The sequence below is a fragment of the Pseudomonas sp. UC 17F4 genome, from assembly GCF_900101695.1.
Taxonomy (GTDB): domain Bacteria; phylum Pseudomonadota; class Gammaproteobacteria; order Pseudomonadales; family Pseudomonadaceae; genus Aquipseudomonas.
The window spans coordinates 5,022,854-5,047,536 of sequence record NZ_FNKV01000001.1; the positions used below are offsets into that span (position 1 = coordinate 5,022,854).

A 24,683-nucleotide genomic window follows, 5' to 3' on the forward strand; every position below is an offset into this window, starting at 1 on the left:
GACTGCAGCAACAGGCCTATACGGTATCCACCTTCAACGAATGATCGTTGAGCATGCCGTTGATGATCGTCGCCGTGTCCTGCCCTGCCGCAATCACCCCGCCCGCACCTGCCGTCACACCATAGTGCTGGGCCAGGTTCACCCCTGCCAGGTCGATGGTCTGGGTCGGCGCCGCACCTGCCACCGAGCTGACCTCGATGGTCGACACCACGCTGGCGCCACTGCCGGTGACCTTGAAGTGCAGGTAGTCATCCAGCGACGCTGTCGTTGCATTCTCACCCTGCAACAGTTGCGACAGGTCCAGACGATCGGTGCCCGGGGTGAAGTCGGTGACCACGTCGTGCCCGGTGTTGCCCTGCTGGTACAGGAAGGTATCGCTACCCGTGCCGCCAGTCAGGGTGTTGTTGCCCGGGCCGCCGATCAGCACATCATCACCGCCACCGCCGATCAGGGTGTCGTTGCCCAGGCCGCCGTTGAGCACGTTGGCGTTGTCGTTACCGGTCAGGTTGTCGTTGTAGTCCGAGCCGATCAGGTTTTCGATCGCCACCAGGGTGTCGGTGCCGGCACCCCCGGTGTTCTGCGCTCCGACCGTGCTCAGATTGACCGTCACCGCGCTGCCGGCGCTGGCGTAGCTGGCGGTGTCAATACCCGCGCCACCGTCGAGCAGGTCGTTGCCGGCACCACCGATCAACAGGTCATTGCCATCACCGCCGTAGAGGAAGTCGTTGCCATCCCCGCCGATCAACACATCGTTGCCCGCACCTGCATTGAGGGTATCGTTGCCGGCGCCGGCCAGCAGGGTATCGTCACCGCTGGTACCGGTGAGGGTATTGCCCTCCTGATAAACGATGTCGACATTGCCGGTGCTGCTGCCACCATGCCCGTCGCTGACGGTATAGGTGCCGTAGGCGGTTTCGTTCTGGGCGTTGGAATAGTCGACAGTCATGGTCAGCGCGTAGTTTTCAGCCGCGTTGGTGTTGCTGCCTGACGAGTTGGTGAGGTTGACCAGGTGGATGCTGTAGACGCCGGCATGGCTGGCGGTGAAAGAGCCGCCGTCGGCGATGGTTTGATAGCTGCCGCTCTCGTCTTTCCATTCCATCAGGATGTTGCCCGCTGCCAGGTTGTGATCGAGGGTCAGCGTCTCGCCTTTTTTCAGGGTAACGGTCAACAGGTCCTCATCGTTGGCATTGGCCGTGGTTACAGCCCCCAGGTAGCCGCTGACAACCAGTGCCGCCGTCATGGCATCGGCCGGGCCTCTGAAGGCACTGCGCGGCAGGTCCCGCAGCTGGTTGGCGCCGGTGTTGTTGGTACCGTTGAAGACAACCGTCGGCGGTGTACCGCTGCCCACGGTAAAGCCTGCCCCTTTTGCCGCCCAGCCGGTATCGAAGGTGGTCGTCGAAGGCACGCTCAGGCGGTCATGGTTGGCATCGCTGTCATTGGCCAGCAAGGCTTCGGCGGGCACGGTGATGCTGCTCGACAGAATGTTGCTGATGACATGGTCGGCCCCGGCCACTGGCGCGGTATTGGCGTAGACATTGATCACCAGGTTGGCACTGGCGGTATCGCCATCGTTGTCACTGGCGACGAAGCCGATCTGCTCGACCTGGCCGCTGCCGGTGTCCTTGGGCGGCGTGTAGGTAAAGTCGCCGGTATCCATGTTGACCACGATGCTGCCGCCGATCGCCGTCTTCACGGTAATGCTGTTGGTGCCGGTATCGAAAGTACCCCGGTCCGCCGCACCGCTGGTGGCATAAGAGCCCGCACCGCCGTTGCCCTTCGGATCGTAGGTGTAGGTAGTGCCATCGATAACCAGCGACTTGATAAAGCCGCCATCAGCGCCGAACTGGCCGCCACTCATCAGACTGCCAGTGATCGGTGCGCCCTGGACGGTGCCAGACAGCACCGAGTTGAGCTGGTTGAGGTCGGTGACCACCGTGGCATTGGTGTCGGTGTGGGTACTACCGTCGTAGGACAACGGGTTGAGGTTACCGGCATTGACGCCACTGCCCAGACCGATCGCGTAGGACTTGATCCCATTACTGTCGAGGAAACCCTCCCATTCAACTTCGCGCGGCGCGGTAATCGCGTGCCCCGACGTAGGTGCGCCGTCGGAGAAGAAGTACACGATATTTTGCGCACCGGTGATTTTACCTCCGGTGGTGTAGGCCGACTGCGCCGAGGTAATCGCTGAATCGTAATAGGTCGAACCACCCGCGCTGAGGCCGTTGACGATAGCCTTGGCCTGGTCGACGGTCACCCACACAGTTGAAGGCTGGTTGGCCCCGGTAGAGAAGGTCACCAGTTGGACCTTTACATCGCCCATTTCATCGTACTTGTCGAGCAAGGCATTGATCGCCTGCTTGGCCAGTTGCATACGCGTCAGCCCCGGCACGCCGGACGCCTCATTCATACTGCCGGACACATCGATCACCAGCAGCAGGTTGGAGTCCACCTGCCCCGGAGTCACCGAGCGTTCTGCCCCGACTGCATTCGGTACGTCGTCGACAATCTTCACATCGATCGTCGCGTTGGCGGAGCTGCCATCGGTGTCGGTGGCGACGACATTGATACTCTCGTTGAGGTTGTTGATGCCATTGGCGTTCGGGTGGTTTTCGTTGTCGAGCAAGGTGTAGGTGTAACTGACCACCCCGGTGGCCGGGTTGTAACCGGTGATGGTGATCGAGTTACCCAGCGGCGTAGTCCCGCTCTGTGGGAAGCCGTTGACCACCCCGCCACTGACCACGCTGATGCCACCGACGGTCAGGCTTTGCAGCCCGTCAGGGGCCGTCACGGTGAAGGTGCCGCTCTGGGTCAGGGCCGGAGAGTCCGGGCTGGTGCCGTCGCCGAGGTTCTTCTCGTAGACGGTCAGCTCGCCACCGTTGACGTTCAGGCCGTCAATGGTGACCGGGTTGTCCAGGTTGCTGACATTGAGCTTGAGCGTCGCTGTGCTGGTGTCGCCATCGGCATCGCGCAAGGTGTAGGTGAAAGTATCGACACCTGTGCCACCGCCGTGCAGGTTGATGAAGTCCGTATCGTTGGGGTTCAGGGTGTAGGTGTAGGAACCGTCGGCGGCCAGCACCAGGGTGCCGTAGGTACCGACAAAGGTGCCAGCGGTGATCGGCCCGGTTACGCGGTCGGCGCCCTGTACGTCGTTGGTCAGCACATTGCCGGTGAGGGTCAGCTGTACCTCAGTGGCCGTAACTGCGTTGGTGTCGTTAACAGCGCTCGGCAGGTCATCGACGATATTGACGTCGATCGAACCGCTGGCGGTGCTGCCGTCGGTGTCGGTGGCGGTTACCGTAAAGCTTTCGTTGAGGCTGTTGGCACCATTGGCCGTCGGATGGTTCTCGTTATCGAGCAAGGTGTAGCTGTAGGTCACCACGCCGGTGGCCGGGTTGTAGCCGGTGATGGTCAGGGTGTTGCCCAGTGCGGTGGTTGCCGATTGCGGGAAGCCGCTGGCCACGCCGCCGCTGACCACGGTGATGCCACCGACGGTCAGAGTCTGCAGGCCGTCCGGGGCGGTGACGGTAAAGCTCGCGCTCTGGGTCAGGGCCGGAATATTCGGGTTGCTGCCGTCGCCAAGATTCTTCTCGAAAACGGTCAGCTCGCCGCCGTTGACATTCAGGCCGTTGAGGGTCACCGGGTCGTTGAGGTTGGTGACGTTGAGCACCAAGTTGGCGGTGCTGATGTCGCCGTCGGCGTCCTTCAGGGTGTAAGTGAATGTCTCGGTGCCATTGCCGCCACCGTGCAGGTTTTTGAAGTCTGCGTCGGTAGGATCGAGGGTGTAGGTGTAGGAACCGTCAGCGGCCAGTACCAATGTCCCGTAGGTGCCGACGAAGGTGCCGGCAGTAATTGGCCCGGTTGGCACACGGTCCGCGCCCTGCACATCGTTGGTCAGCACGTTGCCGGTCAGGGTCAGCTGGTTCTCGGTGGCGGTGACGGCATTGGTATCGCCCGCCGCGGTCGGTACGTCGTCGACGATGTTCACATCGATGGACCCGCTGGCAGTGCTGCCATCGGTGTCGGTAGCGGTTACGGTAAAGCTTTCGTTGAGGCTGTTGGCACCATTGGCCGTCGGATGGTTCTCGTTATCGAGCAAGGTGTAGCTATAGGTCACCACGCCGGTGGCCGGGTTGTAGCCGGTGATGGTCAGGGTATTGCCCAGGGCGGTGGTTGCCGATTGCGGGAAGCCGTTGGCCACCCCGCCACTGACCACGGTGATGCCACCGACGGTCAGAGTCTGCAGGCCGTCCGGGGCGGTGACGGTAAAGCTCGCGCTCTGGGTCAGGGCCGGGATATTCGGGTTGCTGCCGTCGCCAAGATTCTTCTCGAAAACGGTCAGCTCGCCGCCGTTGACATTCAGGCCGTTGAGGGTCACCGGGTCGTTGAGGTTGGTGACGTTGAGCACCAAGTTGGCGGTGCTGATGTCGCCGTCGGCGTCCTTCAGGGTGTAAGTGAATGTCTCGGTGCCATTGCCGCCACCGTGCAGGTTTTTGAAGTCTGCGTCGGTAGGATCGAGGGTGTAGGTGTAGGAACCGTCAGCGGCCAGTACCAATGTGCCGTAGGTGCCGACGAAGGTGCCGGGGGTGATCGGCCCGGTTGGCACACGGTCCGCGCCCTGCACATCGTTGGTCAGCACGTTGCCGGTCAGGGTCAGCTGGTTCTCGGTGGCGGTGACGGCATTGGTATCGCCCGCCGCGGTCGGTACGTCGTCGACGATGTTCACATCGATGGACCCGCTGGCAGTGCTGCCATCGGTGTCCGTAGCCGTTACGGTAAAGCTTTCGTTGAGGCTGTTGGCGCCATTGGCTGTCGGATGGTTCTCGTTATCGAGCAAGGTGTAGCTGTAGGTCACCACGCCGGTCGAGGCGTCATAACCGGTGATGGTCAAGGTGTTGCCCAGGGCGGTGGTCGCCGATTGCGGGAAGCCGCTGGCCACGCCGCCACTGACCACGGTAATGCCACCGACGGTCAGGGTTTGCACACCGTCCAGCGCGGTCACCGTGAAGCTGCCAGTTTGCGTCAGTGCTGGCGTATCCGGGTTGCTGCCGTCGCCGAGGTTCTTCTCGAAAACCGTCAGCTCGCCGCCTTCAACGTTCAAGCCGTTGAGGGTCACCGGATCGTTGAGGTTAGTGACATTGAGCACCAGGTTGGCGGTGGATACGTCACCATCAGCATCGGTCAGGGTGTAGGTAAAGGTCTCGACCCCGTTACCGCCGCCATGCAGGTTGAAGAAGTCCGGATCGGCAGTGTTCAGCGTGTAGGTGTAGGAACCGTCAGCGGCCAGCACCAATGTGCCGTAGGTGCCGACGAAGGTGCCTGCAGTAATTGGCCCCGTGGGTACACGGTCCGCACCCTGCACGTCGTTGGTCAGCACGTTGCCGGTCAGGGTCAGCTGGTTCTCGGTAGCGGTAACGGCGTTGGTATCGCCTGCCGCGGTCGGCACGTCGTCGACGATATTCACATCGATGGACCCGCTGGCAGTGCTGCCGTCGGTGTCCGTCACACTGACCGTGAAGCTCTCGCCCAGGCTGTTGGTGCCGTTGGCGTTCGGGTGGGCTTCGTTGTCGAGCAAGGTGTAGCTGTAGGTCACCACACCGGTCGAGGCGTCATAACCGGTGATGGTCAGGGTGTTGCCCAGTGCGGAGGTTGCCGATTGCGGGAAGCCGCTGGCCACCCCGCCGCTGACCACGGTAATGCCACCGACGGTCAGGGTTTGCACACCGTCCAGCGCGGTCACCGTGAAGCTGCCAGTTTGCGCCAGCGCTGGCGTATCCGGGTTGCTGCCGTCGCCAAGGTTCTTCTCGAAAACAGTCAGCTCGCCGCCTTCAACGTTCAAGCCGTTGAGGGTCACCGGATCGTTGAGGTTGGTGACGTTGAGCACCAGGTTGGCGGTGGACACATCGCCATCAGCATCGGTCAGGGTGTAAGTAAAGGTCTCGACCCCGTTACCGCCGCCATGCAGGTTGAAGAAGTCCGGATCGGCAGTGTTCAGCGTGTAGGTGTAGGAACCGTCAGCGGCCAGCACCAAGGTGCCGTAGGTGCCGACGAAGGTGCCTGCAGTAATTGGCCCCGTGGGTACACGGTCCGCACCCTGCACATCGTTGGTCAACACATTACCGGTCAGGATCAGCTGGTTCTCGGTAGCGGTAACGGCGTTGGTATCGCCTGCCGCGGTCGGCACGTCGTCGACGATATTCACATCGATGGACCCGCTGGCAGTGCTGCCGTCGGTGTCCGTCACACTGACCGTGAAGCTCTCGCCCAGGCTGTTGGTGCCGTTGGCGTTCGGGTGGGCTTCGTTGTCGAGCAAGGTGTAGCTGTAGGTCACCACACCGGTCGAGGCGTCATAACCGGTGATGGTCAGGGTATTGCCCAGGGCGGTGGTTGCCGATTGCGGGAAGCCGTTGGCCACGCCGCCGCTGACCACGGTGATGCCACCGACGGTCAGGGTTTGCACACCGTCCAGCGCGGTCACCGTGAAGCTGCCAGTTTGCGTCAGCGCTGGCGTATCCGGGTTGCTGCCATCGCCAAGGTTCTTCTCGAAAACAGTCAGCTCGCCGCCTTCAACGTTCAAGCCGTTGAGGGTCACCGGATCGTTGAGGTTGGTGACATTGAGCACCAGGTTGGCGGTGGATACGTCACCATCAGCATCGGTCAGGGTGTAAGTAAAGGTCTCGACCCCGTTACCGCCGCCATGCAGGTTGAAGAAGTCCGGATCGGCAGTGTTCAGCGTGTAGGTGTAGGAACCATCGGCTGCCAGCACCAAGGTGCCGTAGGTGCCGACGAAGGTGCCTGCAGTAATTGGCCCCGTGGGTACACGGTCCGCACCCTGCACGTCGTTGGTCAGCACGTTACCGGTCAGGGTCAGCTGGTTCTCAGTAGCGGTAACGGCGTTGGTATCGCCTGCCGCGGTCGGCACGTCGTCGACGATATTCACATCGATGGACCCGCTGGCAGTGCTGCCGTCGGTGTCCGTCACACTGACCGTGAAGCTCTCGCCCAGGCTGTTGGTGCCGTTGGCGTTCGGGTGGGCCTCGTTGTCGAGCAGGGTGTAGCTGTAGGTCACCACGCCGGTCGAGGCGTCATAACCGGTGATGGTCAAGGTATTGCCCAGCGCCGTGGTGGCCGATTGCGGGAAGCCGCTGGCCACGCCGCCACTGACCACGGTAATGCCACCGACGGTCAGGGTTTGCACACCGTCCAGCGCGGTCACCGTGAAGCTGCCAGTTTGCGTCAGCGCTGGCGTATCCGGGTTGCTGCCGTCGCCAAGGTTCTTCTCGAAAACCGTCAGCTCGCCGCCTTCAACGTTCAAGCCATTGAGGGTCACCGGATCGTTGAGGTTGGTGACGTTGAGCACCAGGTTGGCGGTGGACACATCGCCATCAGCATCGGTCAGGGTGTAGGTAAAGGTCTCGACCCCGTTACCGCCGCCATGCAGGTTGAAGAAGTCCGGATCGGCAGTGTTCAGCGTGTAGGTGTAGGAACCGTCAGCGGCCAGTACCAAGGTGCCGTAGGTGCCGACGAAGGTGCCGGCGGTGATCGGCCCGGTTGGCACACGGTCCGCGCCCTGCACATCGTTGGTCAGCACGTTGCCGGTCAGGGTCAGCTGGTTCTCGGTGGCGGTGACGGCGTTGGTATCTGCCGCCGCGTTCGGCACGTCGTCGACGATGGAAACATCGATACTCATGCTCGCGCTGCTGCCATCGGTATCGGTGGCAACCACGTTGAAACTCTCGCCCAGTGAGTTGCTGCCATTGCCGGCGGCATGCGCTTCGCTGCCATTGAGGGTGTAGCTGTAGGTGACCTCCCCGGTGGCCGGGTTAAAACCGTTGATGGTCAGGGTGTTGCCCAGGGCCGTGGTGAGTGATTGCGGGAAGCCATTGACCACCCCGGCACTGATCACATTGATACCGCCCACCGTCAGCGATTGCAGGCCGTCGGCGGCGGTCACGGTGAAGGTTCCACTCTGGGTCAGTGCCGCCGCATCAGGGCTGCTGCCAGCTGCCAGGTTCTTCTCGAACAGCACCAGCTCGCCGCCATTGATGCTCAGCCCGTTGAGTTCCACCGGGTCATTGAGGTTGCTGACGTTGAGCACCAGATTGGCGCTGGAAACATCACCGTCGGCATCGGTGAGGGTGTAGGTGAAGGTCTCGACGCCATTACCACCGCCATGCAGATTGATGAAATCCGGATCGGCAGTATTCAGCGTATAGGTGTAGGAACCGTCGGCGGCCAGCACCAAAGTGCCGTAGGTACCGACGAAGGTGCCGGCGGTAATCGGCCCGGTTGGTACCCGGTCTGCGCCTTGCACGTCATTGGTCAGCACGTTGCCGGTCAGGGTCAGCTGGTTCTCGGTGGCGGTGACGGCATTGCTATCGGCCACTGCCCGCGGTACGTCGTCAATCACTGTGACATCCAGCGAGCCAGTGGCTACGTCGCCGTCGGTATCACTGACCAGTACCGCGATGCTTTCACCAAGCCCGTTGGCACCCGCGCCACTGGGGTGGGTTTCGGCATCGTTGAGGGTGTAGCTGTAGCTGACCACGCCAGTGGCAGGGTCATAGCCGGTAATGGTCAGCAAATTGCCCAGGCCAGTGGTGATCGACTGGCCGATGCCGGTCACCGCACCGGCGGTGACCACATTGATGCCGCCGACGTTAAGGTTGAACACCCCATCGGGTGCCTGCACGGTAAAACTGCCCGCCTGGGTCAGGGCCGCCGGATTGCTGGCCGAGCCCTGGGGTAGATTGGCCTCGTTCAACGACAGCTCGCCGCCCTCGACGGCAAGCCCTTCGAGGCTGACCGGGTTGTCGATCACCGGCACTGGCGGGGCTTCGTCATTGTTGTTGATCAGGCCGACGTCCAGCTGCGGCAACTCGGGAAAGCCGTTGAAGCCTGCAGTGGGAAAGCCGATCTGCGGATCAACGCGCCCGGCCACCTCGTTGAGGATCACGAAGGTATGCCCGCCGCCCAGTGCCCCCGTTGCACCGCCAGTGCTTGGCCCGGCTGCAGTGGGGTCGGCGTCCTGGCTCGGGTCGGCACCCGCAGCGATGGCTTGCTGGAGTTTCTCGACATCAGACAGTTGCGCCTGGCTGGGGGTCTGCGACTCCGGTGTATCAACATGCGGCGCGCGATCCGCCAGCAGCTCAGGGGTCAGGGTCAGATTGCTGTCACGGCCGAGGGTCAGTTCGGCACCGTTTTGCAGGTGGACGGCGACTGCGCCAGCAAGGCCTGTGTCCAGCTGCTCGCCGGCATATACCTTGTCGCCCTCGATCAGCGGCCGGCGGCTGCCATCGCTGCCTACAGCGAAGACTTCGCCCACCACCTTGCTGACGACACCGATTAACTTAGCCATGAGCGCACTCCTCCACTGCAAATCGGTTGATTGCAGCAACGTGCGCTGAACTATCGCGTGGCCAGCCCGGCGGAATTAACCCGGGCCAACGCTAAAACAGCCCTGGAGTGCGAGATGATTTCAATGAAATCAATGACTTCGCCTGCCAGAGCTGCGGTGAAAGTGATTGAGCGAAGTGGCCTAGTGACACCTGCCAAAAATTTGTCGCCAAACTTCGCCCCGCCTCCATCCCCTCCGCTACATCCATGCCCTCTGCTGCAAAAACACGGGAACTTTCTCTGACGCCCGAAAAAATGCACCCTAGCGCTGATTCCACGGGCTGCCTGATATGAACAATGTCTCGGATTTCTTAGACCGCATAAGTTTTTTTTCGCATAACTCTTATGAAAAAATCTTCTTAGCTTCGCGCGTAAATGTTCTTAGCTCTGTTGTTACAAGCCTGATACGGTTTGACCTCAGGTTTTCGTCACTTTTTTGACGAATCGCAGGACCATTATTAGAAATCAGGGAGAAGTAACCCATGCGCGTTTTGACCCCCATCACCAGCGCAATTCTGTTGGCCATGGCATGTGCCAATGCCCAGGCGATGTCACTTAATGAGGCTGTGCAAAGCGCCGTGGATTACCACCCGGAAATCGGCTCCAGCAAAAACAGCCGGCTGTCGGCCGATGAAGACGTGAAGTTCGCCCGAGGCGGTTACTTCCCCACCGTCGACCTGGTGGCCGGTTACGGTCGACAACGCTCCGACAACACCAATACCCGTGGCTTCAATGCCGACGGCACGCGTAATCATAATAAAGAGACACTGACCTACACCCAGTCCGACCTGCGCCTGCGGCAGATGCTCTTCGACGGCTTCAACACCGCCAACGAAGTCGGCCGTACCGAGGCAGTGGTGAACTCGCGGGCCTACTACACCCAGGCCACCGCCCAGTCCGTCGCCCTGAGTACCGTCGAGGTGTACCTTGAAGTGCTCAAACGCCGCGAGCTGGTAACCCTGGCCAAGAACAACCTGCAGGCGCACCTGCGGGTCAACGACCAGATCGGCCTGCGCAGTGAGCGCGGGGTCGGCAGCAATGCCGACCGCGACCAGTCCACCGCCCGTCGCGCCCTGGCCGAGAACAACCTGTACACCGCCGAGGTCGACCTGGCCGATGCCGAGGCCAGGTTCTATAGCGTCGTCGGTCGCCAGCCCGATGAGCTGGAAACCCCGGTGACCATCAAGGGTGAAGTGCCTGCTGACCTGGCTGCTGCACGCCAGGACATGCTCGAAAACAACCCTTACCTGAAATCCGCCCAGGCCGACGTCAATGCGGCCGAGCAGCAATACGAAGTGGCCAAGTCGCCGTTCTACCCGCGTATTGACGCAGTATTGGCAACCGGTGCCAACAACAACACTGCAGGTCAGGTCGGCCACGACAACAACGACTGGCAGGCCGGTGTCGAGCTCAGCTACAACCTGTTTCGCGGCGGCAGCGACAAGGCCCGCCTGCAGTCCGATGCGCACAAGATCAACCAGGCCATGGACATCCGCAACAACGCCCTGCGCCAGCTGACCGAAGACCTGTCGCTGTCGTGGAACGCCATGAACAACGCCCGCGTGCAACTGCCGGCGGCCCGCGAGTACGCCGAGACCACCACCCGTGTGCGCGCCGCTTATCAGGACCAGTTCGGCCTCGGCCAACGCACCCTGCTCGATTTGCTCGACAGTGAAAACGAGTTGTACAACGCCAACCGCCGCTACACCGAAGTGCGCTACACCGAAGAGTTCTCCATGTACCGGGTACTGGCCAACATGGGTGAACTGCTGAACAAGCAGCGCATCTCGCTGCCACCCGAGGCGATCGCCAAGAGCGAAGTGAAGAGCGAGGCGCGCCTGCCCGATATGCGCTAAACCCCTCCAACTGCGGCAGGAGTAGGCGACTGTGACCAGCATGCAACCTGCGAGCTCGGCAATAGATCCGCGCCAGAGTTTCGATGACCCGCTACTCGATGGCTTGCTGATCCTTTGCAAGCTGCATGGTTGCACTGTCAGTCGCGCCGGCCTGAGTGCCGGCCTGCCGCTGCCCGAGCAACGCCTGAGCCTTGAACTGCTGCCCCGGGCAGCGGCACGGGCCGGTTTGCAGGCGCGGATCCTGCGGCGTGAGCTGGGAGCGATCTCGGCGCTCAACCTGCCGGTGCTGTTGCTGCTCAAGGACGGCCGCTGCGCGGTGCTGCGGCGTTGGGGCGATGACGGCCGGGCGCTGATCCTGCCCTGTGAAGCCGAAGGCGGCGAGCAGTGGGTCAGCCGCGAAGAACTGCTGCAAGCCTACGCCGGCGAGGCGCTGTTCGCCCGCCCCCGCCATGAACTCGAAGACCTGCGTGCGCCGTTGATGCCACGGGTCAACGCCTGGTTTCGCGACACCCTCAAACTCTCACGCTGGCTCTATAGCGACGCCATTCTCGCCAGCCTGCTGATCAACCTGCTGGGGCTGATGGTGCCCCTGTTCGTCATGCAGACCTACGACCGCGTGGTGCCCAACCAGGCTACCTCGACGCTGTGGGTACTGAGCGCCGGCCTGCTGATCGGCACCCTGTTCGAATTGACCCTGCGCGTGGTCCGCGCCCACCTGCTCGACCAGGCCGGGAAAAAGACCGACCTGATTCTTTCCGCCACCCTGTTCGAACGCATCACCGGCATGTCGATGAAAGCCCGGCCGGCCACGGTTGGCGGCTTTGCCCAGAGCATTCATGACTTCCAGGGCCTGCGTGAATTCCTTACCGCCGTGACCCTGACCAGCATTATCGACCTGCCCTTCGTGGTGCTGATGCTGGCGGTGATCGGCCTGCTCGGTGGCTGGCTGGTGGTGATCCCGCTGATTGCCTTCCCGGTGACCATTTTCTTTGCCCTGTTCATCCAGGTGCGGCTGCGCGATACCGTGCAAAAAAGCCTGGCCCTGGGCGCGGTGCGCCAGGCGCTGCTGATCGAAACCCTCGGCGGCCTGGAAACCCTCAAGGCCTGCAGCGCCGAAAGCGAGCGCCAGTACCAGTGGGAAAGCACCCACGGCGCCCTCACCCGCCTCGACGCCCACGCCCGCAACCTGTCGGCACTGGCCACCAACGGCACGCTGTTCATCCAGCAGTTCTGCGGCATGGCCACCATCGTTGCCGGGGTCTACAGCATCATTGCCGGCAACCTCAGTGTCGGCGCCCTGGTTGCCAGCTACATGCTCGGCAGCCGGGTGCTGGCACCGCTCGGGCAAATCGCCGGGCTGATCACCCGCTACCAGCAGGCACAGCTGACCATGCGCAGCACCGACGCGCTGATGGCCCTGCCGCAGGAGCGCCAGGCCGGCCAGCAACCGCTGGAGCGCACCCAGTTGCACGGCGGCCTCGACGTCAGCCATGTGAGCTTTCGCTACCACGGCCAGAACGCTGCCGCCCTCAATGACATCAGCTTCAGCGTCAAGCCGGGCGAACGCATCGGCATCATCGGCCGCAGCGGCTCGGGCAAGAGCACCCTGGCGCGCCTGTTGATGGGGTTCTATGCCCCGGACGAAGGGCAGATCCTGCTCGACAACCTCGACCTGCGCCAACTGGACATCGCCGACCTGCGCCACCAACTGGGCTACGTCGCTCATGACCTGCCGCTGCTGGCCGGCAGCCTGCGCGACAACCTGACCCTTGGCGCGCGCTATGTGAGTGACGCGCGCATGCTTGAAGTGGCCGAGCTGACCGGCGTCAGCGAGCTGGCCCGCCAGCACCCGCAAGGCTTCGACCGCCCGGTCGGCGAGCGCGGCCAGCTGCTTTCCGGCGGCCAGCGCCAGGCCGTGCTGCTGGCCCGGGCGATGTTGCTCGAACCGCCGATCATGATCCTCGACGAACCCACCAGCCACATGGACAACAGCAGCGAAGACCAGCTGCGCCAGCGCCTGCATGGCTGGGTGCAGGGCAAAACCCTGCTGCTGGTCACCCACCGCACCTCGATGCTCAGCCTGGTCGACCGGCTGCTGGTACTGGACAACGGCAAGATCGTTGCCGACGGGCCGAAGGAAGCGGTCATCGATGCACTGCGCAAAGGCCGCGTTGGCGCGGCACTCTAGGGGGTCATTCATGTCCGTAAGCCAAGGCCTGCGCAGCTACTTCCAGAGTTTCGGCAAGACCGCCGAACGCGAGTTCATGCCCGATGTGGCCGGCGCCACCCTGCAGGACTCGCCGCGTCTGTCGCGGATCACCGTGTGGCTGGCCGCGGGGCTGTTGCTGGTGGCGCTGCTGTGGGCCAAGTTCGCCGTGCTCGATGAAGTGACCATGGGCGAAGGCAAGGCCATTCCGTCGAGCAAGGTCCAGGTGATCCAGAACCTTGAAGGCGGCATCGTCACCGAGATCTTCGTCCGTGAAGGGCAGATGGTGAACAAGGGCGATACCCTGCTGCGCCTGGACGACACGCGTTTTCTCTCCAACAAGGGCGAGAGCGAAGCCGACCGCTTTGCCCTCACCGCCCAGGTCGAGCGCCTTTCTGCCGAGGCCGAAGGCCGGCCGTTCCAGCTCTCCGAAGAAGTACGCAGCAAGGCGCCACAAGTGGCCGAAGACGAACTCTCGCTGTACCAGTCGCGCCAGCGCCGGCTAAGCAGCGAAAAGCAGACCCTCAACGAGCAACTGCGGCAAAAAACCCAGGAACTGGCCGAATTTCGCTCCAAGGTCGAGCAGTACCGCTCGGCCTTGGCGCTGTTGCAGCAGGAACTGAACATGTCGACGCCGCTGGTTGGCACCGGGGCGATCTCACCGGTGGAGATTCTGCGCCTCAAGCGCAGCGCCGTTGAGGCCCGCGGCTCGCTCAACGCCACCAGCCTGGCAATCCCGCGCGCCGAAGCGGCGGTGGCCGAGATCAAGAGCAAGATCGAAGAGTCCGAAGCCGGGTTTCGCTCAGAGGCGGCCAAGGAGCTCAACGAAAAACGCACCGACCTGTCGAAGATCACCGCCTCAAGCATTGCCATCGATGACCGGGTAACCCGCACCACCGTGGTTTCGCCGGTGCACGGGATCATCAAGCTGCTCAAGGTCAACACCATCGGCGGCGTGGTCCAGCCCGGCAGTGACCTGCTGGAGATCGTGCCGCTGGAAGACAACCTGCTGATCGAGGCCAAGGTGCGCCCGCAAGATGTCGCCTTCCTGCACCCCGGGCAGTCGGCGATGGTCAAGTTCAGCGCCTACGACTACACCATCTACGGCGGCCTGAAGGCCAAGCTCGAACTGATCAGCGCCGACACCGTCACCGACGACAAGGGCAACGCCTTTTACCTGATCCAGGTGCGCACCGACAAGAACCACCTGGGTGGTGATAACAAACCGCTTTTGATCATCCCCGGCATGACTGCCACGGTGGATATCATCACCGGCCACAAGAGCGTGCTCGATTACCTGCTCAAGCCGGTGCTCAAGGCACGTACCGAAGCCATGCGCGAACGCTGAGGCGCTCGCAGTGGCTCAACGCAGATGATTGCGCTCGTAGGTCTCGCGCCCCATCGCCGCAATCTGCCCCTCGATCAGCGCCTCGAACGGTTTTAACAGCGCGTCAAAATTAACCGGCGCCTCCAGCACGTTGAGCGCCTGCACCAGTGCCTCCAGAGTCGATACTGCCCCCGCCTGCGGCGCTTTGCGCAGGCGATAGCGCGAAGGCAGGACCTGGGCCAGGGTTACCCGCGGCAACGTGCCAAGCAACGGGTTCACATGCAGCAACTTGCTCGCCTTGCGCCAGGTACCATCAGGCACCACCAGTTGCCACGGTCGCTGATCCTCGCCGTCGGCATAGGCCACCAGCGGCTGCGCCGCATCGCCCGGAAACAGCAGGGCACTGCGGTACCCCCGTGCTTGCAGCAGCTCAGGCAGATCCTCGAACACTTCGCCCACGTGCAATTGCGCATTGCGCAAGCCAAGCGCCGCCAGCTTGGCGGTATTGAGGGCGTGGCGCACTTCACTGGGATGCTGCAACAACAGCACGCGGGTACGGCTGTCGAGGGAAGGGATTAGCGGACAAAGGCAATGGGCTTGTGGGCGCAGGCAGCGCTCGCAGTGGATTCTGGACATCGGGTTCTCCTGAGCGGGCAAAGTGTGCCACAGCAGCCCCGAAAAAAGCCCACTTCCCTGTGGGAGAGACGAAAAGCTTCAGCGGTTGAAACGTTCGGCCAGGCTGTACAAGTAATCGGCCATGCGTTCCAGGTCCTGGCTGATCTCGGCGCCCTGCTTGGCCTGCCCGGCGCTGTGATCGCAGAGCTGGGCAATGCGGGTGATCTGCTGGTTGATGTCCTCGGCGACATGACTCTGCTGTTCCGAGGCTGTGGCCATCTGCTGGCTCATGCCGGTGATGCGGCTGACCGCCTGGGTGATGCCCACCAGCGCCGACTGCACCGCCTCGACGCTGTGCACGCTGTCGCGGGAGATCTGCTCGCCCTTGCTGGCACTGGACACCGCCCGCTCGGCGCCGGCGCGCAACGAGGCGATAATCTGGTGGATCTCCTCGGTCGAGGTACGGGTACGCTGGGCCAGCGAGCGCACCTCGTCGGCGACCACGGCAAAGCCCCGGCCCTGCTCGCCGGCCCGCGCCGCCTCGATCGCCGCGTTGAGCGCCAGCAGGTTGGTCTGCTCGGCAATCGAGGTGATGACATCGACCACGCTGCCGATCGACTGGGTCTGGTCGGCCAGGGCATTGACCGCCTGGCCGATGTCGCTGACCGCCTCGGCCATGCTGCCCATGGCGCGCAGGCTTTGCTGCGCCAGGTCACTGCCCTGCTGGGCCAGGTGATCGGCATCGGAGGCGGCCGTAGCGGTGTTCTGCACGTTGTGCGTCACTTCCTGGATGGTCGCTGCCATTTGCGCAATCGCCGTGGCCGACTGATCGGTTTCGCTGCGTTGCTTGTCGAGCATCTGCGCCTGGGCCCCGGACAGGTCGGAGGATTGCGCGGCGCGCGTCTTGACCCCGACACCGGCATCCACCAGGCGCGTCAGGGCCGTTTGCAAGCGGGCTTCTTCACTGATGATCGCCAGGTCCAGCTGGCCCTGCAGGCCGCTGTTGTCGCTGTAGGTCAGGGCAACCAGAGGGCTGGTAAAGGCTTTCGGGTGTTCGCCCAGGGTGCGGCGGATTACCCGGTTCTGCCGCGCCTCGATCAGGTACCAGGCGCTGAGCAGGCTGGCCATCAGCACACCCAGGGCGGCGTACTGGGGCAGCCACAAATAGCTGATCACAGACAAAATACCAGCGCCGACCAAGGGCCAGCCGTGTTCCACTGTCGCGCCCAGTCGAGCCGCCAGCGGCACCGGGCTGCGCCCCTGGCGCAACCGTGCATACAACGCCGTGGCCCGGCGGATCTGCTCGCGGGTCGGTACCGAGCGCACCGACTCGTAGCCGCTGATCCGGCCGTTTTCGTAAATCGCCGTAACGTAAGCGCTGACCCAGTAAAAGTCGCCGTTTTTGGCGCGGTTCTTCACCACGCCCATCCAGGGTTTGCCCTGTTTGATGGTTTCCCACATATGCCCGAACACCGCGGGGGGCATGTCCGGATGACGCACCAGGTTGTGCGGCTGATCGAGCAATTCCTCGTAGGTAAAACCGCTGATGGCGACAAAGGCGTCGTTGCAATAGGTGATGCGGCTATTGAGGTCGGTAGTGGAAATCAGCCGCTGTTCGCTCGGAAAGGTTCTTTCATGCTCAGTGACGGGCAAATTCATGCGCATCTGGGCGATCCCTGCAAAGGAGAGATGGGAAGTTTCATCAAGCCAATACAGGTTTAGCAGAGCAATTACGGGGTTGCGGCCGATATTTTCAGGAATTTTTGCAGCCACGACTAAATTTTTCAGGGGCCGTTTCGTTCAGGCTGGAGTGAGTTGCGCCTTGAGCAGATCGCGAAAGGTCTGGATCAAGGGTTCGCGGCTGCGGCCACGGCGAATGATCATGGAGAACGGCGCCTGATAGCCGAAGGTCGCCGGTGATAACACCCGCAAATCGCCCTTGTCAGCCCAGGCCTGGGCATAGTGTTCCGGCAGGTAGCCGATATAGGCGCCGGACAACACCAGGATCAGTTGCGCCTCCATGCTCTCCACCGTTGCCGCGCTGTGCTTGAAACCGTGGCGGGCAAGTTCAGCCTGGCTCCAGTAGCCGCGACCGACCATGCGCTGCTGGGTAATCACCTGCTCGGGAATGCGCCGCTCGTTGAACAGCGGGTGGCGGTTGCTGCAATACAGCCAATGTTGCTCGCGGTACAACGGCTGATACACCAGCCCGCTCATGCGCGTGGAAAAGGCGCCGATGGCCAGGTCCAGGCGGTTGTCCTGCACCCCCAGTTGCAGCTCGTAGGGGCTCGACACCGACAGGTGCAAGTGCACCGCGGGGTGCTCCTGGCTGTAGGCACCGATAGCTTCAGCCAAAGGCAAGGCCCGATCACCGACGGTGGAGTCGATCACCCCAAGGTTGAGGGTACCGCGCAATTCCCCCTTGAGCGCCGCCGCGTATTGCTCGAAACCGTCCATTTCTGCCAGCAGGCGCAAGGTCTCCTGGTGGAACAGTTCACCCTTGCTGGTCAGGCTGAAACCGCCACGGCCGCGATGGCAAAGGACGATGCCAAGGGCCGCCTCGAGCTGGCTCATGTAGGTACTGATGGCCGAGGTCGACAGGTTCAGCTCGCGCTGGGCGTTGGCAAACCCCTGGTGGCGCACGATGCTGACGAAGATGCGCAGGAGTTTCAGGTCGGGCAAGGCAGAGGCCATGTAATCGCGGTCCGCAGGGCTACAGATGGCCGGATTCTAACCGCAATACCGGCATTAGTTCAGAAAAACCTGAACTAAGTATTTGCCTGTAGCGATTCTTTTCATCCACTACCTTTTGCAGACTCTGCCGCAATGCACCTGCTTGCCGGCATTTCAGGGGTTGCCCCAGGCCAGCCAGACAGGTTCCAACAACTAGAACAATCGAATCGATGAGGCCCGACCGTGGACAAGATTCTGCACCAACCACTGGGCGGCAACGAAATGCCGCGCTTCGGCGGCATCGCCACCATGCTCCGTCTCCCTCACCTGCAAAGCGCCGAAGGCCTGGATGCCGCGTTCATCGGCATCCCCCTGGACATCGGCACCTCGCTGCGCTCCGGCACCCGCTTCGGCCCACGGCAGATCCGCGCCGAATCGGTGATGATCCGCCCGTACAACATGGCCACTGGCGCTGCGCCCTTCGATTCATTGTCGGTTGCCGATATCGGCGACGTGGCGATCAACACCTTCAACCTGCTCGACGCCGTGCGGATCATTGAAGAAGCCTACGACGAGATCCTCGAACACAACGTCATCCCCATGACCATGGGCGGCGACCACACCATCACCCTGCCGATCCTGCGCGCTATCCACAAGAAGCACGGCAAGGTCGGGCTGGTGCACATCGATGCCCACGCCGACGTCAACGATCACATGTTCGGCGAGAAGATCGCCCACGGCACCACCTTCCGCCGCGCCGTCGAAGAAGGCCTGCTGGACTGCGACCGCGTGGTGCAGATCGGCCTGCGCGCCCAGGGCTATACCGCCGAAGACTTCAACTGGAGCCGCAAGCAGGGCTTCCGTGTGGTCCAGGCCGAAGAGTGCTGGCACAAGTCGCTGGAGCCGTTGATGGCCGAAGTGCGCGAGAAAGTCGGTGGCGGCCCGGTGTACCTGAGCTTCGACATCGACGGTATCGACCCGGCCTGGGCACCGGGCACCGGCACCCCGGAAATCGGCGGCCTGACCACCATCCAGGCGATGGAAATCATCCGTGGTTGCCAGGGCCTGGACCTGATCGGCTGCGACCTGGTTGAAGTCTCGCCACCTTACGACACCACCGGCAACACCTCGCTGCTCGGTGCCAACCTGCTGTACGAAATGCTCTGTGCACTGCCGGGCGTGGTTCGCCGCTAACGGTAGTACACCAGGAGTTGCAACAGGGCAGGAGCCATGACAGTCGGGCCGCAACGACGGCCCACTGAGTAGACGAATGACCCGGCGCCAGGCTTGCCTGGCGCCGGGGTCGATCTCACCATAATAAAGATAATTGGAGACACCCATGGCCTTGGACATATTCGTTGTTCTGATTTATGCCGCCGGCATGCTCGCGCTCGGCTGGTTCGGCATGCGCCGGGCAAAAACCCATGAAGATTACCTGGTGGCCGGGCGCAACCTGGGCCCTAGCCTGTACATGGGCACCATGGCCGCCACGGTACTGGGCGGCGCGTCGACCGTCGGCACCGTACGCCTGGGCTATGTCCACGGGATTTCCGGCTTCTGGCTGTGCGCCGCGCTGGGCCTGGGCATCATCGCCCTGAACCTGTTCCTGGCCAAGCCGCTGCTGCGCCTGAAGATCTTCACCGTTACCCAGGTGCTGGAAAAACGCTACAACCCCATGGCCCGCCAGGCCAGTGCGGTGATCATGCTTGCCTACGCGCTGATGATCGCGGTGACCTCGACCCTGGCCATCGGCACCGTTTTGCAAGTGCTGTTCGACCTGCCATTCTGGGGCGCGATCCTGCTCGGTGGTGGCGTCGTGGTGGTGTACTCGACCATCGGCGGCATGTGGTCGCTGACCCTGACCGACATCGTCCAGTTCGTGATCAAGACCGTCGGCCTGATGTTCGTCCTGCTGCCCATCTGCCTGTACAAGGTCGGTGGCTGGGATCAACTGGTGGCCAAGCTGCCGGCCAGCAACTTCAGCCTGACCACCATCGGCTGGGACACCATCATCACCTACTTCCTGATCTACTTCTTCGGCATCCTGATCGGCCAGGACATCTGGCAACGGGTGTTCACCGCCCGTGACGAGAAAGTCGCCAAGTACGCAGGCACCACTGCTGGCGTGTACTGCGTGATCTACGGCCTGGTGTGCGCACTGATCGGCATGGCCGCGCATGTCCTCCTGCCGGACCTGGACAACGCCAACAACGCCTTTGCCGCGATCGTCAAATCCACCCTGCCTGACGGTATCCGTGGCCTGGTGATTGCCGCTGCGCTGGCAGCGATGATGTCCACCGCCAGTGCCGGCCTGCTGGCCGCCTCCACGGTCCTGACCGAAGACCTGCTGCCGAAACTGCGCGGCGGCAAGCAGTCGAGCCTGGGCATCAACCGCCTGTTCACCCTGCTGACCGGTATTGCCGTACTGGGTATCGCCCTGGTGGTAACCGATGTGATCAGCGCCTTGACCCTCGCCTACAACCTGCTGGTGGGCGGCATGCTGATTCCGCTGATCGGCGCCATCTACTGGAAACGCGCCACCACTGCGGCGGCGATCACCAGCATGACCCTGGGCTTCGTCACCGCCCTGGCGTTCATGATCATAGATGGGATGGACGCCAACACGCCGATCTACTACAGCCTGGCGATCGGCCTGGTGAGCTTTGTGGTAGTCAGCCTGATGTCGCGCCGCCCGGTAGGCGCCGTCAACCTGGCCTGATAGACAGGTGCACCACGGCCGTCGCATCAGCAATGATGCGGCGGCCGATTTGTTCTAGCGACGTGGCTGGCGCTTGCGCTGTTCTTCGTCGGTAGGGATCGGCACCGGCTGCAGCGGTGGCGGGATCAGGCCCAGGGCAGCGGCCAGGTCGTGGAGCCAGTTGAACAGATGGTTTCTCATAACTCCCCCTTACGGGTCAGCCTGCACGGCGAATAAATCCTGCGATGCTTCATACAGATCATAGTCCCAAGTATTGCAATGCGCATGTCTGTGCAACATGACTTGAGGGCAAGTTTGATCTCAATCAAGCCTCCTGCGCCATCTGCGCTGCCTGGGTAACTGTTTCCCCTTGTTGCAAATCGATCCAGGCGCTCAAATTCGCCCCGCGCATGCCCTTGCGCCACATCAGCCAGGTGGTGGCCTGATCGAACGGCGCCTGCAGGCGATGCACCGCCACCCGTTCGCGGCCCGGCAGGCTGTCGAGCATCGACTGCGCCATCAACGCAACCCCAGCCCCGGCTATCACACAGGCGAGCATGCTCGGGTACGACTCGATTTCCATGACCCGGCCCATGGCCGCGTGATCGTGGGCATACCAGGCCTCCAGGCGCATCCGGTACGAACAGCCTTGACGAAAGGTGAACACCGCCCGCCCGGCGACATCGCGAGCACTGCGCACCGGCCCATGGCCGGGTTCGGTGATCAGCACCAGGGTTTCGTCGCACAGCGGCACGCCGTCGAGCCCGGCCAGGGCCAGCGGCCCGTCGACCAGGGCGGCATCTAGGCGGCCGCTGAGCAAGCCTTCGAGCAACTCGCCGCTGGGCGCCGCCTGCACCTGCAGGTTCACCGCCGGGTAAGCGCTGTGGTAACGGGCCAGCAAGTCGGGCAAATGAATGGCCGCAGTGCTGTACATCGAGCCCAGCACGAACTCCCCGGCCGGCTGCCCGCCCTGCACGGCGGCAAAGGCCTCATCGTGCAGGGCGAGCATGCGCCCGGCGTAATCGAGCAGCACCTTGCCCGCCGGCGACAGCTGCAAGCGCTGGCGCTCGCGGCGAAACAGCTCAACGCCCAGTTGCTCTTCGAGCTGGCGCAGGCGCGTCGACAGGTTCGACGGCACCCGGTGCAGGCGCTCGGCGGCGCGGGTCACCGAGCCCTCCTCGGCCACCGCCTGGAAAATCCGCAATTGGCTGAGCTCCACGAGCTATTCTCCAAAACAGAACAAGTTGCTCATCATTATTCAATTTTATTGAAAGTCAACCGGCTTTAGCCTGACGGTCATTCACGCTTGTGCAGGAATTGCCGCCATGTCGCCAGTTGTTCGCCTTCTCGCCTGTGTCGTTGCCCTGATGATGGCCATGGGCATCGGCCGCTTCGCCCTCACTCCACAGCTGCCGCACCTGATCAGCGAAGGGCAGGTCAGCCTGACCGCCGCCGGCCTGATCGCCGCCGCCAACTACCTGGGCTATCTGCTCGGCGCCCTGGACGCCATGTTCGTCCGCCGCCCGGGCCAGGTCAGCGCGCGCCTGCACGGCGGTCTGTGGCTGTGCGTCGTGCTGACCCTGGCGTCGTTCTCGGCCAGCGGTTTCTGGGCCCATCTGCTGCTGCGCTTTGGCACCGGCGTGGCCAGCGCCTGGGTGCTGGTGATGCTCACCAGCCTCAGCCAGCAGGTGGCAGCGGCCAGCAATCGGCCACGGCTCGGCGCCCTGGTGTTTGCCGGGCCCGGGGTGGGAATTTTTTTAACCGGAATGCTGGCGCTGATCGCCAACCTCAACGGACTGGGCTCGGCGCCGCTGTGGTTAATCTATGCCGCCGTTGCCCTGTTGATGCTGCTGATCGCGCTGCCAGCGCTGCCACGCCCGCAGACGCTAGCGCCTACTGTCAGCGGGGCGCGCGTCCAGCCAGCCGGGCAAGGAATTGCCCGCCTCGGCCTGGTGTATGCCCTGTACGGTATTGGCTATATCATCCCCGCGACCTTCATGTCGCAGATGGCCAGTGCGCGCTTTCACGGGCAGTGGCTGGCCGACCTGTTCTGGCCCGGTTTTGGTCTGGCGGCGGCGCTGGGCGTGGTGCTGGTCAGCCTGCGCCGCCCGGGCATGGGCAGCACCTCAAGCTGGCTGATCGCGACCCTGTGGCTGCAGGCCGCCGGCGTGTTCGCCTGCCTGCTGGGCAACGGCCCGGGCCTGGCGCTGGGGGTAATCCTCTGTGGCGGCCCGTTCCTGGCCTGCATGCAACTGGTAATGCAACGCTCGCGGGAGCTGGCACCGCACGCCAGCCAGCGCAATGCCGGGCTTTTGACCGCCTGTTTTGCCCTGGGCCAGCTCAGTGGACCGCTGCTGGCGGCGCTGAGCAATCAGTTCGCCGGCAGCCTGCAGGCAGCGCTGCTGATCGCCGCCAGCGGCCTGGTGCTCGCCGGCCTGCTGCTGTTGCGCCCGCAGGCTAGCCGAGCAGGCTGCGCAGGCGCCGGCGCACCCACTGCTCAGCGCTGACCAGGGTCACCCCGAGCAGCACCATGATCGCGCCGAGGACGAAATTCAGGCTCAACGGCTCGCCCAGCAACAGCACGCCGAAAGTCACCCCGAACAACGGAGTAATGAACGAGAACACCGCCAGGTTCGAGGCCAGATAGCGGCGCAGCAGCCAGAACCAGGTCAGGTAGCTGAAAAACGACACGATCAGGCCCTGAAACAGCAGGCTGCCGATCGACAGCGGGGTGAACTGCACCTGGGTAACCTGGCCACTGGCGACAGCGATCAACAGCAGGCCGACAAAACCGACCGCCAGTTGATAGAACAGCGTCAAGGTCGCTGGCGCCTCCGACAGCCGCGAAGCGCGCACCACCACGGTGGTTGCGCCCCAGGCCAGGCCCGCCAGCACCCCGAAGGCATCACCGAGCAGCATTTGTGCGTCCAGATGCTCAAGGGAAACGCCACCGGCAAAGGCGAAGGCAATACCGCCAAAGGCCAGCAGGATGCCCAGCCACTGCAAGGGCCGCAGCCGCTCGCTGGGCAGCATGAAATGCAAGCCCAGGGCGGTAAACACCGGTGCGGTGTAGAGGAATACCGACATGTGCGCCGCCGAGGTCAGCTTCAGGCCTTCGGCGATGAACAGAAACTCCAGGCCAAACAGGGAACCGGCCAGTAGCCCGCCGCGCCAGGTGCTGGAGACCTGGTCCCAGCCGCCACGAAAACACATCAGCAGGCCGACCAGCAATGCCGCCATCCCCGAGCGCATGGCTTGCTGCATTACCGGGGCAATATCCGGTGCGGCCCACTTGATCATCACCTGCTGGATGCCCCAGATCAGGCACAGCACCAGCATCACTTGCAGGGCAAAGGCATCGGTATTGCGGCGGCTGGCGCTCATCGGGCGCCCCCGGTTTCTGGCAGCAACATGGCAGGCTCTCGGCAGAAGTGGATCCAGCGCCGATTATCAGCGGCGGCGGCCGCTCAATGCCAGCCTTGTGTTACCTGCTTCAGGCAATCTGCGCCTTGGAGGCCAAATGATCGAAAGTAGCCTCGTCCAGTGCATCCTCCTGTTCATCCAGCACCTGGCGTGGGTGATCGTTGCCCGGAATGCTGCTGTCCAGCAGGCTCAGCAGCCGCGAGCCCCGCTCGGTAAGGATGAAGTTCTCGCCGTTGCCGCCCTCGTCTTCCGGGCGTGAGGCAAAGTAACCGCGCTCGAACAGCAGCTTTTCATACTCACATGCCAGGGTTTTCAGATGATCGAGATCGCCAGGGGCCGCGCCCTCGGCCGCGAGCTGGGCTGCATGCTGCTCGGCGTAAGGCCTGGGGGTAAAACTGTGGCCGGCGCTGTTCTGCGCTTCGTGCAACAGGCGTTCGATCAGGTCCCAGTCGTAGGTGGTCATCGGCATAGCCTCAATCAGGGGTAGGT

General features: G+C 62.9%; 13 protein-coding genes and 2 pseudogenes. 6 read left to right on the forward strand and 9 right to left on the reverse strand.

Annotated features, from left to right (window positions below):
• Window positions 1–16: 16 nt before the first annotated feature.
• Entirely contained in the window at window positions 17–9,358 is a 9,342-nt protein-coding gene (locus BLR26_RS22870; protein ID WP_093385859.1) for a retention module-containing protein, read from the reverse strand.
• A 520-nt stretch (window positions 9,359–9,878) separates the two neighbouring features.
• Here BLR26_RS22870 and BLR26_RS22875 point away from each other — a divergent pair.
• From BLR26_RS22875 to BLR26_RS22885, 3 genes are read left to right on the forward strand one after another with little or no spacing between them, the layout of a single operon-like run.
• Entirely contained in the window at window positions 9,879–11,252 is a 1,374-nt protein-coding gene (locus BLR26_RS22875) for a TolC family outer membrane protein (protein ID WP_045193386.1), read from the forward strand.
• Window positions 11,253–11,292: 40 nt separating this feature from the next.
• Window positions 11,293–13,440 (forward strand): type I secretion system permease/ATPase, encoded by a 2,148-nt coding sequence (locus BLR26_RS22880; protein ID WP_371128686.1) that lies wholly within the window; start codon window positions 11,293–11,295, stop codon window positions 13,438–13,440.
• Between the two features lie 10 nt (window positions 13,441–13,450).
• Complete coding sequence (locus BLR26_RS22885; protein ID WP_093385864.1) at window positions 13,451–14,806, forward strand: HlyD family type I secretion periplasmic adaptor subunit; 1,356 nt, start codon at window positions 13,451–13,453, stop codon at window positions 14,804–14,806.
• Window positions 14,807–14,821: 15 nt separating this feature from the next.
• Here the strand turns inward: BLR26_RS22885 and BLR26_RS22890 are convergent, their stop codons facing one another.
• From BLR26_RS22890 to BLR26_RS22900, 4 genes and pseudogenes are all read right to left on the reverse strand, one after another.
• On the reverse strand, window positions 14,822–15,421 hold the full coding sequence (locus BLR26_RS22890; protein WP_093385868.1) for a tRNA-uridine aminocarboxypropyltransferase: 600 nt from the start codon (window positions 15,419–15,421) through the stop codon (window positions 14,822–14,824).
• A gap of 78 nt (window positions 15,422–15,499) precedes the next feature.
• Window positions 15,500–16,474, reverse strand: a pseudogene (locus BLR26_RS27805) (methyl-accepting chemotaxis protein); the annotation flags it as partial.
• 279 nt (window positions 16,475–16,753) lie between these two features.
• Window positions 16,754–17,065 (reverse strand): annotated as a pseudogene (locus BLR26_RS27810) (PAS domain-containing protein); the annotation flags it as partial.
• A gap of 135 nt (window positions 17,066–17,200) precedes the next feature.
• Window positions 17,201–18,094, reverse strand: coding sequence for a LysR family transcriptional regulator (locus tag BLR26_RS22900; RefSeq protein ID WP_045193391.1), 894 nt, complete (start codon window positions 18,092–18,094; stop codon window positions 17,201–17,203).
• Between the two features lie 222 nt (window positions 18,095–18,316).
• Between BLR26_RS22900 and speB the strand changes: the two genes are divergently transcribed.
• Window positions 18,317–19,267, forward strand: coding sequence for an agmatinase (gene speB, locus BLR26_RS22905; RefSeq protein ID WP_045193392.1), 951 nt, complete (start codon window positions 18,317–18,319; stop codon window positions 19,265–19,267).
• 145 nt (window positions 19,268–19,412) lie between these two features.
• Window positions 19,413–20,792: a sodium:solute symporter family protein gene (locus BLR26_RS22910; RefSeq protein WP_093385872.1), complete on the forward strand. Its 1,380-nt coding sequence runs from the start codon at window positions 19,413–19,415 to the stop codon at window positions 20,790–20,792.
• 54 nt (window positions 20,793–20,846) lie between these two features.
• On the opposite strand, the gene BLR26_RS27560 is transcribed toward BLR26_RS22910, so the two are convergent.
• Window positions 20,847–20,972 carry a PA1414 family protein gene (locus BLR26_RS27560; protein WP_010223057.1) on the reverse strand — a complete coding sequence of 42 codons (126 nt, stop codon included), beginning with the start codon at window positions 20,970–20,972 and terminating at the stop codon, window positions 20,847–20,849.
• 124 nt (window positions 20,973–21,096) lie between these two features.
• Window positions 21,097–21,990 (reverse strand): putrescine utilization regulator PtrR, encoded by an 894-nt coding sequence (locus BLR26_RS22915; protein WP_045193394.1) that lies wholly within the window; start codon window positions 21,988–21,990, stop codon window positions 21,097–21,099.
• Window positions 21,991–22,096: 106 nt separating this feature from the next.
• Here BLR26_RS22915 and BLR26_RS22920 point away from each other — a divergent pair, with 106 nt between their 5' ends.
• Window positions 22,097–23,278: a YbfB/YjiJ family MFS transporter gene (locus tag BLR26_RS22920; RefSeq protein WP_093385876.1), complete on the forward strand. Its 1,182-nt coding sequence runs from the start codon at window positions 22,097–22,099 to the stop codon at window positions 23,276–23,278.
• Here the strand turns inward: BLR26_RS22920 and BLR26_RS22925 are convergent.
• Window positions 23,229–24,155 carry a DMT family transporter gene (locus BLR26_RS22925; RefSeq protein ID WP_045193396.1) on the reverse strand — a complete coding sequence of 309 codons (927 nt, stop codon included), beginning with the start codon at window positions 24,153–24,155 and terminating at the stop codon, window positions 23,229–23,231. The two genes, BLR26_RS22920 and BLR26_RS22925, sit on opposite strands and share 50 nt — an antisense overlap.
• 109 nt (window positions 24,156–24,264) lie before the next feature.
• Complete coding sequence (locus tag BLR26_RS22930; RefSeq protein WP_093385881.1) at window positions 24,265–24,657, reverse strand: transcriptional regulator; 393 nt, start codon at window positions 24,655–24,657, stop codon at window positions 24,265–24,267.
• Window positions 24,658–24,683 lie beyond the last annotated feature (26 nt).